This window comes from Pseudomyxococcus flavus, assembly GCF_050038885.1.
Classification (GTDB): domain Bacteria; phylum Myxococcota; class Myxococcia; order Myxococcales; family Myxococcaceae; genus Myxococcus; species Myxococcus flavus.
On record NZ_CP143624.1, the window covers coordinates 6,923,384 to 6,935,410 of the forward strand.

Sequence of the window (12,027 nt, forward strand, 5' to 3'; positions counted from 1 at the left end):
GGCTCTGGCCGCAGGGGCGATCCGGTCACATCCTATGCCGCACGCTGCGCTGCGCGCCGGGGCACCTCACGCGTGGGGGCGCTCGTTACGTAAGGGGGCCTGGACGCGAAGAGCCCGGCGGCATCCAGGTGGTTCCTCTGCTTGAAGATGCCATTCTCCATGGAATGGCTCTCCTTGGGCTTGCCCCGGTGGCTCAGTTAGCCCTCTCTCCGAGGAAGGGGCTTCTTGGGCTCCTCGGCCCACTCAGCTTCCACCTGCTTCTTGGCGTGGTGAGCGACGCGTTCCGAAGGCGACCACGGGCGCAGAACGACGTCAGGATCGTCGCCCGGTTGCGGCTCGCCAGTAGCATTGCGAGGGGTGCGGATGTTCGCCGGGTCCTCGGCCCCTCTCAACGTGCGACGAACCTGGAGCAGGCGCTCCCTCACCAAACTCAGCACGGCGATGATGGCGGCGGGGGCCTGGGCCGTGGCCTCGGCAGTGGAGAGCTCTCCTTCGGTCACAGCCTGGGACAGCAGGGTGGCGGCGTTCACTGCGTCGCCCAGGTGCGACAGCTCCGCCGCGAGGCTGACGAGCTCTTCAGCCTCTTGGGTAAGAGCCTCCGGGGAATCTGTGGACGTAGCTTCGTCTGATGGCACGACCATGCATGAGCCTCCTTCGGTTTGAGGGGAATGGGACTGCGTGAAAAACGGAGGGCGCCGTCGGGCACAGACCGGCGTCCTCCTCTCCTCGGGCTACCACTCATGTGCGCTGTCGCTGTACGGGCTGTTGCCGTATGCGCGTCGGTTGAAACGGTCAGCGGCGCCGAGCTCCTCGACGATGACCGCCAGAGCCGCAGCAAGAAGACGACGGGTCAGCCGTGATTGGATGATCCGCCTCAAGTACGTCCACATGGCTTCTTCCTCCCGCCGTGCCGGCGCCGGCAAAGCTGCGAGGTGCAGTTGATGCGCGGGAGGGAAGCAGTAGCCCGAGGATTGCTGGAGCCCTCTCCCCGGAAGGAGATGAGGGCGATGTAGCTGCTCGGCGTGGTCATGGAGCCATGCACGACGTGGCGATGAAGAGCGTTCTACTTGAGCACCTTGAGGCCCTGATTGGCGTGAACGTCGCGGGCCAGCTCCGCATGCAACTCGTTCAGCTCGGCGACGGCATCGTCGATGATGGCCCGGGCGCGACGGCTGGCGGACCCGGAGAGGCGCACCAGCATCTCCACCTGCGCGCGCAGTATCAGCAGCGCCCGCGCGGCCTGGGCAAGGTAGGCCCGCCGATGCTGCGGCTTTAAGGCATGTGCCTTGGCCGCCGCTTCGCGCCCGTCCTCGAGAATCTCGCCGGCCTGGAATGCCACGGGATTCACCAGCCGGCCCACGATACGAGCCACTCGCTCCCGCTCGCGTGGGTGGTGCCAGAGGACGTCCACCAGAGTCGTGAGGTCCTCGGGGCATGTTTGCGCCTCGCCCGCGAGGAAGGCCGCAGCCTGGACCAGGCGCAGCGACTTCTTCCAGCGGCGGTCGGACGCCACCAGGCCCTCCTCCTTCATCGCGTCGCGCAGAACGACGGCAGCGTCGAGCGTTTCCTCCGTCAGCTTCACGTTGGGGATGGCCTCCTGCATGGCGCTCAGCGCTTCCATGCCCAGCATGGTGGCGGCGGTGGGCTCTGGCGCGGCGAGGACAGTCCGCAAGCTGCTGGGTCGCTGGAGGTAGTCCAGCTCGAACCGTAGGAGGAAGCGGTCGAAGAGGTGCTCCTGCGTGCCGTTTTCGGGCAGCTCGGAGGTGGCGCCGAAGAGGCTGACAAGTGGAACCGGCACGGGCGCGCCGTCGTTGAGGAAGACACGCTCGTCGAGGAGCCGGATGAGCAGGTTGATCACGGGGCTGCCGGCCGCGAAGATCTGGTCCATGAGGACGAAGTGAGCCTCGGGAATCATCCCGGTGGTGACGTGGGTGAAGTGGCCTTTGTCGAGCGCATGGAGGGACATCGGGCCGAGCAGCTCCTCGGGGATAGAGGTCCGGGTGAGAAGCCGTTCGAAGAGGACGGCGCCAAAGGCTCGCGCGATGGCCCGGATGAGGCCAGACTTCGCCGTCCCCGGCGGTCCGACGAGGAGGACGTGCTCGCCGCAGAGGATGGTGGCGAGGGCGCCGTCGATCACGTCTTGCCGCTCGGGAAAGCGCGCGCGCAGCTCGTCGCGCAGTTGCTGGAGCTGAGGGTGGACCTGCATGGGACCTCCTGGGAATCAGGTGAAGAAGGGAGGGCGGCGCAGATCGTGCGAGGCGGTACTCACGCGTGCTGGGGCTCCCTCCTCGCGTTACCGCTGCGGTAGCTCACCAGTGGGCAGTTGGCAGAGCGGGCAGGAAGCCCGACGCCCAGGCGCTCACGCACGGCCACGCCGCCGACCTACAGCCGCCCGTTTGCTCTTATACCCACGCACTTGGCGTCTCTTCGGGGCGCGCGCGGTTCTTTCCAGAGCTGGCTCGCACTGGCGACCGCTCCCGGCGTGGCAGCAACGCGGACGGCAGCACCACGCTCCACCGGGCTATGCCCTCAGCCAGTGTGCCCGTAAAGAGGTGGAGGAGATTTTCGGCTGGTGCAAGACGGTGGCGGGCCTGAGCAAGGCGAGCTATCGCAGCAAGCATTGCGTCGGTCTGCTCCTGCCGTTTGCTGGCGCAGCCTACAACTTGGTGCGCATGGCGGAACTGCTGCCCTCGGCTGCGTACTCGGCCTAGCGCAGTGGAGGCTTCGGCAGTAGCCGATCGCGGAACTTTCGCAGCCGCCAGCGAGTCAGAATCTCCACCTCCCGCAGCAAGATCCAATCACTTCGTCGGGTGGCCAACTGGAGGAGATGCGTGACGAAGAGGAGGCGTTCGAGCAGCTGCCGTCGCCGTTCGCGAGGGCCGTAATTCGGGCGCCCGCCCGCCTTGCGCCACTCGAAAATGGCGCGGGCGCTGGCACCTGTTCCAAGCACCGACTCGACGGCCTCTGCGGCGAAGTTCACCGGGCCACCGCGCTTCGAGATGGACTCCACCTTCGTCAGGTACTGTAGGCTGCGCCTGTTCAACTGACGGAAGCCGAAGGCGAAGAAGTGGTCCTCGACTGCTTCCTGGAATGCCGACCGATCGAGCTTGCCAGTCTTGACGCGGGCATAGATGTCCGCGAGGCCGTTCACGAGATCCACCACAAAGCGGTGCTCAAGGTCCCTCAGTTCCGCAGCCCGCTGTGTGCTGAGCAGATGAATCACTTCAGCCAAGCGACGGTCCTCCATTTGAGAGCCGAGCGTCCCGTTCTCCTCGAACCTGCGGCCAAGGTCGATAAGCTTCAAGACCGCGGAGCGGACGTCGTCCTTCAAAAGGGACGGGGCTTGGCGCCTACGGGGCTTTGCCTTCGGCGCCGGCGTCTTCTGCTTGCGAGTCTTGGTGGCCACGGCTGGGACCCGGGGAGAGGTGGTTTCGTGCTGGGGCGACCTGTCTGGGCTCGTCGCGGCGGCTCGCCGAGCATCGAGGAGGTCGGGACCGGCACTGAACGAGCCTAGCCACTGTCGAGCCCATCGGCACCTCCTGCTTGGACGGAGAAGCCACCAGCGCGGAAGCAGCACGTGGGCGACCCTGAAGCGATTTGGGAAAACGCTGCAGGAGCGTGGGGCAAGGCCCGTCCGTACATATGTACCTCGCAAGGCCCGCAGGGCCGAGGAGGTCCGCATGGACGAGAAGGTTCGTTACGACGGCGCGGCGGTGATGACGGGGCTCAAGCGGCCCACCCTCTATGCCATGGTCAGCCGGAAGCAGATTCCGCACATCCGGCTCGGCCCGCGGCTCGTCGTCTTCTCCAGGGACGAGTTGGAGAAGTGGATGGCCGCGCGGCGGGTGGACGTCGACTGACAGCTCTCCTTCCCGAGCCCCACGAGCAGCCCCCCCACTGACATTGCAGATGTCGCTGCGGAGCCGATCCGCTCAACGGCGAGGAAGTACCCCGGGACGCGGCAAGGCGCCTCGGGTCGATGCACAGGAAGTCCCACTCCAAATCCAAAAGGAAGCAACCCCACCATGAACGATGAAACGCTCATCCCCACTCAATCCGCCGCCACCAGCGACAACCCCGACTTCAGCGATGACGCCGACATGGCCCCGTCGTCGTTCTGGGATGACGACAGCTCGGTGGTGGCGCCGCAGCGCGTCTCCCGCCTGTGGCTGCGCCCGGGTGAGCCCGCCATCCTGCGCTACGTGACGCGTGAGCTCGTCAAGGCCCACGTCCACTTCGGCATCCAGGGGGCGGACGGCAAGAAGCTGACGGTCCGGTGCAACAAGGGGCCGGGCCAGGACTGCGCGCTGTGCCTCGGCGGCTTCCGTCCCACGGAGGTTTACCTGCTGCTCGTCTTCAACGTCGGCGAGGGAGATCTCACCGCCCTCACGCTCTACAAGGACGGGGGCGCGGGCAGCCTGCGCACGCAACTCACCCCGATCATCAAGCGCCCGGACTACCTCAACGTCATCATCCAGGTGACCAAGGTCGCCCAGCGCCACGAGGTGCGGCTCCTCGAGGTGGTGGACCCGAGCAAGCCGCGCTCGGACGGCGTGGACTACGGCGACGCGGTGCTGCGCGACATCTACGCCCGTGGGCTGCCCACCGCCGAGGACGTGCTCGCCACGCTCGAGGTCCGGGACAACCAGATGCTGCTCGAGGACGTCGTGGGCCTCAAGCGCAAGGTGCAGCTGCTCAACCCGGGCGTCGAGCTCGCGGTTCTGTAGCCAGGGCGTGATGCGCACCGCGAAGAACAACATCCGCTGGGTCCGTAGCGATGCGGGCCTGGCGGGCTTCCGGAAGGACGAACTCAACGAGGCGCGCGCTCTGGAGGCGCTCGCTACCCATCAGTCCGTCCTGCTCAATGTGGATCCCGGGGTCGGCAAGAGCCACCTCATCGACCGGCTCGTGGCGCGCCTGCGCCGGGGTGACGAGTACGACCTCGTCGTCTATCTCACCCCTCAGAAGGGGACTCTCGCCGAGCGCCCCTTCGTGCGCGAGTACCAGGCGCTGACGGAGGAGGAGTGCGCGGTCAGCGACATCGTGGTGCTCGAGGGCCGCCCGCGCGAGCGCTGTGGGAGCCGGGATGCCGAGTGGCGCAAGCTGGAGCAGGCGGGGTGCGCTTCGCTGGGGCGCACGTTGCTGTGCGCGGCGTGTCCGGAGCGCTCGCGCTGCTCGTGGGTGGAGCAGCTCTCCAAGAAGTCGCTGGAGGGCAAGCGCGTGGTGGCCGGCACCCAGGCCTACCTCATCCAGGCGCCCCGGTTCATTCGCATGCTCAAGCGCCTGACGGGGGGCCGGCGGGTGCTCGTCATCCTCGACGAGTCCACCTTCCTCGACAGCCCGTTGCGCGGCGACCTGAAGAACGCCGACCTCCAGCGCAACCTGCTCGCGGTGGCCGAGGTGCAGGCGGACACGGGTGGGAAACGGAAGGCGCTGGCCGCCTGGTCGGCGGCCCTCACGCAGATGCTCGAAGCGGGTGACGGCGCGGACAGCATGCCGCGGATCCCCCGGTTGAACCGGAAGCTCGCCGCCGCCATTCAGGAGGCAGGCCTGCGACGGTGGCCGGGGGCCTTCAAGTACCTGGGCTTTGAGCTCGAGGCGCTCAACCACGCCTCCTGGTGGCGCACCAAGGACGGCGTTGGCTACATCCGCCGGCCGGAGATGCGGGGCGCCGACGTTCTCATCACGGCGGCGGGGATCCCCTTGGAGCTCGCGCGTCAGCGGCTCGGCGAGCCCAACCTCCAGGAACTCTGCCCGGCCGTGCGCTTCCTTCACGAGGGGACCCGGCTCTACAACATCAAGAGTCATCTCGGGGCGGCCACCTACTATCCGAAGAACGCCAGCCAGATCCTCTTCGCCAGCGCCCAGCTCATCGGCAAGTTCGCGGGGGAGGGCAAGCGCGTGCTCGCGGTGGTGAAGAAGCGCTTCGCCAAGAAGACCGCCACCGTGCTGGAGGGCTACTTGCGGGAGGTGACGGGTGTTCCTTTCCGGGTCGTCGTCAACCCCGGGCAAGCGGACATCCAGGATGGTCACGTGGTGCCCCTCATCACCTACGGGGCGGTGGGCAGCAACGCGTTCGAGCACTTCGACGTCGCCCTCGCGCTCTCCTCCTACAACGCGCGACCGGACTTGATGGAGGAGCGGCTCAACGACGTCCACCACCCCGAGGAAGAGGTGCGCCTGAGCGTCACGTCCCACGCGGGCCAGCGGGTGGTGCGGGCCAAGGGGTACTTCGCGCGCCAGCAGGGCTTCGACGTACTGGCCCAGAAGTACCAGGTGCACCTGGAGGCGGGCTGGGCGGTGCAGGCGTTGGGGCGGGTGCGCTTCGCCACCCGGCCGCGCACCGTCGTCTTCTTCCAACCCGGGGGCGTGCCGTACGAGGACGTGAAGGAGTTCGGCAGCCTCAAGGCGCTACGCGAGCACTTCGGTCTCCTCACCCGGAGGGAGTGGGAGGCGAGGCGGGTGGCGGAGAAGGCCACGGCGTTGGGTGAAGCGGGCAAGAGCCGCGCCGAGGTGGCGGCGGCGCTCGGGGTGAGCGAGCGCACGGTGTCCCGCCGGTGGGCGCGCCTCTGGCAGGGGTGACACGAGTCCTATCTATAAATCTCTAGAAAGGGTTCGTGTCACCCCCGGGGGGACCAGCCCATGGTGGGGAAGTCGCGGTCATGTTCGACAAGGAGTTGAAGGAGCGGCTGGAGAAGATGTGCAAGCCGGAGCCGGTGGAGGTCGGGACGCGTCCCCGTCTGTCCATCCCGGCCCTCTCCGGCATGGTCCAGTCGGTCGTATCCGAAGCGGACGCTGAGGCGATGGCCGCGCGGTTGATGCGGCTCCCGGTCTCGTTCCTGGCGCTTGAGGTCCTTCCTCGTGAAGCCGGACACCTCGGTGGGCTGGCGGCCGGCCTCTCGGGCTCGCCGTCCCTGGCGATGGGGCTGGTGGCGATCGTGCCCGAGGCGGCGACAGGCCGGCTCCTCGCCGTTCGCTATGCCCTGGACGTGCGCGCCGAGGGCGTTGCGGCGAACCTCAAGAGGGTGCTCGGAATGCCGGTGCGCCTGGTGGTGCACTGTCTCGCGACGGCCTTTCTGGCGCTCCGCTCGCTGGACATTGCATGGCCTCGGGCGGCCTTCTCGACGCAGCTCGCGGCCCGGCTCCTCACGCTGGGGCGGCACCACGTGCGTTACGAGGCCGATTCGGGAGCCGCGGACGACGAGGAGGCGGCGGCTCGTGCGAAGGACAAGCGAGCTGGCGCCGTCGACCTGCTCCACCTGGCGCGCGAGCACGGTGTGGCCGTCCCGCCGGCGGTGAATCTGGACGGGGTCCGCGAGCGCCTCCTTGGCGCAGGTCCTGGTGCGCCCCTGTCCGCTCAAGACGCCCAGGCCCTCTCGGCGTCTGCCTGCGCCGTCGCGGGCCTCCACCTGCCCCTCCGAACGGCTCTCGCCGCGGCGGGGCTGGATTGGCACTACGACAACGTGGAGTTGCCGGGGGCGGTAGCCCTCGCCGAGGTGCAGCGGCAGGGCGTCACCGTCAGCTCCGAGCGCATTCAACTCGCTCAGAAGGCGGCCGAGAGGGCGGTCAGCGAGTACGCGGCTCAATTGATCAGCTACGGCGTCACCCGGCCGCGCAGCATGGAGGACCGTCGCCACGCCCTCGCCCGCCTGGGTCTGCTCCATCACTTCAAGCGCGAGGACACGGCGAGCGGCTACTCCTTCGACGAGGACGCCCTGGAACTCTGCCGCAATGTTCACCCGGTGGTGGACCTCCTCTACCGCTTCGACCGATTTAGCCATGTCGTGGACGAGCGGCTGTTCGCTGGCGACTTCACCGAGAGCGACGGACGCATCCATCCCCGGGTGCACGTGCTCGGGGCCGAATCAGGCCGGCCGACCTTCAAGGACGGCAACCTCGTCGGCGTGGGACGCATCTTCCGGCCCGTCGTCCGGCCGGACGGGGACGGCTTCGGCCTCGTGGAACTCGACTACAAGGCTCAGGAGGTCTTCATCGCCGCCGCGCACTTCGGGGACGACGTCCTGCTGGAGGATTGCAACAGCGGGGACCCCTACGTCCGCATGGTCCGGGAGCTGTGCTCCACGGAGCTCGCGCCCGAGGAGGCCGACCTGGATGACGAGTCGCTCGCGCGCGCGCATCCGGACCTGCGTACCCGAATGAAGCTCCTGGTCCTGGCGATGATGTACGGCATGACGGACGCGTCCATTGCCGCCCAGGCCGGGACGGACCTCGCCGGGGCGCGACAGCTCCGGGAGCGGTTCTTCCAGCGCTACAGCGCGCTCAAGACGGGCATGGAGCGCGCCGTCGAACAGCTCGTGGTGCGCGGCTACGCCGAGGGCATCACCGGCCTCAAGCGTTTCCGAGGCAAGACCGGCCCGCTCTCCGGCTGGGAGCGGCGATGGGCCGTCAACACCGTCATCCAGGGCGGCGGGGCGTGCATCCTCAAGCTGCTCCTGCCGCCCCTGGCGGCGTATCTCGGGCGGCTCGGTGGCCGCGTGGTGCTGCCCATCTTCGATGCCGTGCTCATCCAGGTCCCGCTGATCGAGGGCATGGTGCCCTCCGGCATCGTGGACGGAGCGCGTGGGCTCATGGTGGAGGCCATGCGCGAGCTGTACCCGGCCACCCGACCGCGCGTGGACGTGAACGACGCCGACCCGAGCTGTTGGAACAAGGACGGGCACAGCAACTCCATCGAGCGCTTTCTGGCAGACCCGATGTTCAAGCTGTGAGCGAGGCCCACACCGTGCGCAACTTCATTGAAACCATTCCAGCGACTGGCGACGGCTACTGCCGCGTCTGCGACCACCCGTACTCGAAGCGCTTGCCCGACGAGGAGAAGGCTCATCGCGTCTACCACCGGCGCTACCTCAGGGCCGTTGATGGCGTCGGAGCGCCGGTCCCACGTCACGTGCGCCAGGAGATGACTCACGAGGGCCTCCAGAAGATGCGGCACGGGGAAACGCTCGAAGAGCGCGTGGAAGGGGCCGAGCTGTGGCTGCGAGCGCGCCACCACGACCACCTGGAGCAGGTGCTCCGTGACGGCCGCGAGCGGTTGGACGTCATGGCCTTCTTCACGCGCATGGAGGAGGACGGCCTCGAGGGGCGCTTCGCCGACGACGTCGCTCAGGAGATGCGGCGCCGGTATTCGGTGAACTGGACCGGGTCCTAGCCGAGGCTTTCCCCTCGGCCCTCCCCACGGTGGCCATCACGAACCTGCGGCGGAGAGCAGCATGTCCGTTACAGGCCCGAAAAAGTCTGAGGATTCAGGGGCTTACGACCTTCTTTCGAGCTCGGTGACGAGTTCTTGAAGCTTCACGTCCCTGGAGGGTTCGCGGTGGTCCTCAGGAGATAGCTAGGACAGCGCGGGCTGAGGCAGGCGTCCCCCCGTGCGATGCGGTGCCCCTCGCGCGTGAGCGGCTATGCGGGCTGCATTCCGTATGTCACAATTGTTGGGTGAGCAACCAATATTCTGCGGATTCTGACAACGTGATTCAGCTCCGGCCCGCTACGGACAATCAGTCCGCGCCCGCGTTGGGCAAAACGCAGCCCTCCCGTGTTGGGCTGTCCGTGTACGACCAGGCCGCGGCGGCGGCCTTCGTCACCGGAGGCACGGGTGATCTCATGGAGCACGTCCGCCAGCACGCCGAGGCTCTCGCCGGCCCGGAGAGCCGCGGAGTGCGAGTTCGCACCCTGGCCCGTGCCGTCTCCCGGGCTTCCCTACAGCTCACGAACCTCGAGCAACTGCTGGGCGACTGCCTGGCCAAGCGCGACGAGGCCGGCGTGGCGATGGTGGACAAGGTCTTGCGCTCCACCACCGCCCGGCTCACCGCGCTGCTGGCCGAGCTGCGCCGCGAGGAAGAGGGCCCGCAGCGCTCGGTCGTGGTGATGGCCCGCACGGACAACGTCAACATCACCGGGGTGCGTTAGCCTTGGCGCTCTACGCCGACCAGCTCGCGGCACGTCTCAGCCTGGCCCAGTTACGTGTGCGCTTCGCCCCCCGAATCTGGCGGGGACTGCGCGAGGTTGAGATTGAGGCCGCCGGCCACCGCTGCTCCGTGGAGTTGCTCCGAGTGCCCAGCACGAGCTGCCATGGTGGGTGGCGTACGTTCTTCCGTTGCCCGGCGTGTCGGAGGCAGGTGGGTGTCGTCGGGTGTCTGGAGGGGGGAGGGTGGGGATGCAACGCGAAGGCGTGTCTGGGATGGCGGGGGCGTCCTCGGCGGCGCATCGAGCTGGCGTCGCAGACGCCGTGACTCACGGGCCTGTGAAGGGTCGGGGCGCCCGCTGATTGTTCAGTGCGCGCGCGGAGCATGGCGGCACCGCTACTCCGACGTCTCGCGTAGCTGAAGGGCTGCGGAGGCAAAAGAAGACGGGCGCGCCGCAGCGACGCCCGCCGGCGGACTGATCCTCTACGAGCGCAGTCGCACGCGGGTCTCGTTCATGATGCTCGTGAGGGCCAGCTTCTTCGACGTTCCCTTGAGCTTGTCCGAAATGGGTAGAGGAGAGGGCCGCTCTGGGGTGGGGCGATGAGGCACGCTGCCAGTCCGACATTCTGGCTTTCCATGAATGTCGGAGCTGAATGATAGTCAGGAGGCTTCCGTCCCCGGAGGTCTCCATGTCACCTACGCTGCTGCTTCTGCTGCTGCTGGCGCAGGCCGAGGACCCGGACGTGACGCCCGAAACCGCGCCCGTCGCCGCCGTCTCGGATGAGCCGTGGCGCTACCTGATGCGCGGGGAGGCCACCACGCTCGCGCTGCTGCGGCGAGGAGGCGTAGGGGCGAGGGAGGGCTTCCTCCAGGTGGAACCCACGTTCATCCTGGACGGGGGAGAGAACTGGGGACTCAATGTGGGCGCTCCGGTGCGGGTGCGGCTGTCGGGTGGCGAGCCCGGCGCGGGCCTCGTGCGGCGGGAGGACTGGGACAGCCTCTCGGACTGGGGGCAGCTGGTGCGAGGCCTCAAGCTGGGCTCGGACAACGCGCCCGTGGCGCTGTGGGTGGGTGGACTGGAGTCCTACAGCCTCCTCTCGGCGCACCTCGTCCGCCGCTATTCCAACCGACTCAACCCGGACTACCACCCGGCGGGCGCCTTCCTCACCAGCACGCTGGGGCCCCTCTACGCGGAGGCTTTCGCCTCGGATGTGCTGGGCGCGCGGCTGATGGGCGCGGAAGTGGCGCTGGACGTGCAGCACCTCCTCTTCGGTCGGCCCAAGGAGCGCGGGCGCTACACCCTGGCGCTGTCCGCCGTGCATGACTGGGGCAGGGGCGGGGGCCGGGCTCTCCCGGTGACGCTGGCGCATGTGGATGGGACGGCGGTGGTGGTGGTGCGCCCAGGCTTTGAAGCGCATCTGCTCGCCGGTTGGGGCGGACGGCCGGGCGAGGGCGGGGCGTGGGGCGCGGTGGTGGGGGCGGGAGCGGATGCGGTGACGCCCACGCTGGACATGACGCTGCGGCTGGAGGTGCGACGGCAGCACGCTGGCTTCCGCCAGGGCTACTTCGGCCCGGACTATGAGCTGGCGCGCTTCCAGGCCGCGGTCCCTGAGGGCGCGCCGCTGGCCGATGCGCCATTCCCGGACGGCTTCTCCGTATACGGCGAGGCGGTGGTCGGCTGGGATGCCGCGCGCTACGGCGGGCTGCAACGGCACTTGCAGTTGTCGCTGGGTGCTGAAGCGTTCACCTGGGGCCGCTTCGACGTGGACGGGCGGATGGCCATGCAGCTCTTCCACCGTAACCTCGAAGTGGCGGTGAAGGGCTTGGCGATGGGCATCGGGCAACCAGGGGCACGCCACCTGGGCGGGGAGGAGGTGCGCTGGCGCCTCTTCGGGGGCCGCCTGTACGCGCTGGGCACGGGCGGCACGCTGCTGTTTCCGGAAGGCGTAGGTGCGCTGCGCCTGGGGGCCTTCGCCTCCGTGGGCCTGGGGGTGGACAATGCGCGCTGACTCGCTCCGGACCCTGTGGGCGGGCCTGCTGCTCGTTCCTGCCCTGCTGTCCACAGGCTGTCTGTCACTGACCCCATCCGGCCGGGTGATGAACC

10 protein-coding genes are annotated in these 12,027 nt (G+C 68.2%); 7 read left to right on the forward strand and 3 right to left on the reverse strand.

Going from position 1 to position 12,027, the window contains the following annotated elements; genetic code table 11:
• Positions 1 to 197: 197 nt before the first annotated feature.
• The 3 genes from VZL07_RS29065 to VZL07_RS29075 all read right to left on the reverse strand — a co-directional run bounded on the left by VZL07_RS29065 (position 198) and on the right by VZL07_RS29075 (position 3,304).
• Positions 198 to 641: a hypothetical protein gene (locus VZL07_RS29065; RefSeq protein ID WP_426751122.1), complete on the reverse strand. Its 444-nt coding sequence runs from the start codon at positions 639 to 641 to the stop codon at positions 198 to 200.
• 422 nt (positions 642 to 1,063) lie between these two features.
• Positions 1,064 to 2,206 (reverse strand): AAA family ATPase, encoded by a 1,143-nt coding sequence (locus VZL07_RS29070; RefSeq protein WP_426751123.1) that lies wholly within the window; start codon positions 2,204 to 2,206, stop codon positions 1,064 to 1,066.
• Positions 2,207 to 2,707: 501 nt separating this feature from the next.
• Positions 2,708 to 3,304: a hypothetical protein gene (locus VZL07_RS29075; protein ID WP_426751124.1), complete on the reverse strand. Its 597-nt coding sequence runs from the start codon at positions 3,302 to 3,304 to the stop codon at positions 2,708 to 2,710.
• Positions 3,305 to 3,680: 376 nt separating this feature from the next.
• On the opposite strand from VZL07_RS29075, the gene VZL07_RS29080 reads away from it, so the two are divergent.
• From VZL07_RS29080 to VZL07_RS29110, 7 genes are all read left to right on the forward strand, one after another.
• Entirely contained in the window at positions 3,681 to 3,860 is a 180-nt protein-coding gene (locus tag VZL07_RS29080; RefSeq protein WP_147093045.1) for a helix-turn-helix transcriptional regulator, read from the forward strand.
• Between the two features lie 165 nt (positions 3,861 to 4,025).
• On the forward strand, positions 4,026 to 4,727 hold the full coding sequence (locus tag VZL07_RS29085; protein ID WP_426751125.1) for a hypothetical protein: 702 nt from the start codon (positions 4,026 to 4,028) through the stop codon (positions 4,725 to 4,727).
• Positions 4,728 to 4,737: 10 nt separating this feature from the next.
• On the forward strand, positions 4,738 to 6,582 hold the full coding sequence (locus VZL07_RS29090) for a hypothetical protein (RefSeq protein WP_426751126.1): 1,845 nt from the start codon (positions 4,738 to 4,740) through the stop codon (positions 6,580 to 6,582).
• An 80-nt stretch (positions 6,583 to 6,662) separates the two neighbouring features.
• Positions 6,663 to 8,729, forward strand: coding sequence for a DNA polymerase (locus VZL07_RS29095; protein WP_426751127.1), 2,067 nt, complete (start codon positions 6,663 to 6,665; stop codon positions 8,727 to 8,729).
• 14 nt (positions 8,730 to 8,743) lie between these two features.
• A complete protein-coding gene (locus VZL07_RS29100) occupies positions 8,744 to 9,169 on the forward strand; it encodes a hypothetical protein (protein WP_426751128.1) in 426 nt (141 codons plus the stop codon).
• 317 nt (positions 9,170 to 9,486) lie between these two features.
• The gene (locus VZL07_RS29105) at positions 9,487 to 9,927 is read left to right on the forward strand and encodes a hypothetical protein (protein WP_426751129.1); all 441 of its coding nucleotides are present in this window, start codon (positions 9,487 to 9,489) and stop codon (positions 9,925 to 9,927) included.
• 796 nt (positions 9,928 to 10,723) lie between these two features.
• Positions 10,724 to 11,932, forward strand: a complete 1,209-nt coding sequence (locus tag VZL07_RS29110) for a hypothetical protein (RefSeq protein ID WP_426757399.1) — start codon at positions 10,724 to 10,726, stop codon at positions 11,930 to 11,932.
• Positions 11,933 to 12,027 lie beyond the last annotated feature (95 nt).

Excerpts from the sequence above, each read along its gene's own strand:
- VZL07_RS29110 (WP_426757399.1), top strand. The coding sequence starts at position 10,724 with ATGCGCGGGGAGGCCACCACGCTCGCGCTGCTGCGGCGAGGAGGCGTA.
- VZL07_RS29070 (WP_426751123.1), bottom strand. The coding sequence starts at position 2,206 with ATGCAGGTCCACCCTCAGCTCCAGCAACTGCGCGACGAGCTGCGCGCG.
- VZL07_RS29090 (WP_426751126.1), top strand. The coding sequence starts at position 4,738 with ATGCGCACCGCGAAGAACAACATCCGCTGGGTCCGTAGCGATGCGGGC.
- VZL07_RS29080 (WP_147093045.1), top strand. The coding sequence starts at position 3,681 with ATGGACGAGAAGGTTCGTTACGACGGCGCGGCGGTGATGACGGGGCTC.
- VZL07_RS29095 (WP_426751127.1), top strand. The coding sequence starts at position 6,663 with ATGTTCGACAAGGAGTTGAAGGAGCGGCTGGAGAAGATGTGCAAGCCG.
- VZL07_RS29085 (WP_426751125.1), top strand. The coding sequence starts at position 4,026 with ATGAACGATGAAACGCTCATCCCCACTCAATCCGCCGCCACCAGCGAC.
- VZL07_RS29065 (WP_426751122.1), bottom strand. The coding sequence starts at position 641 with ATGGTCGTGCCATCAGACGAAGCTACGTCCACAGATTCCCCGGAGGCT.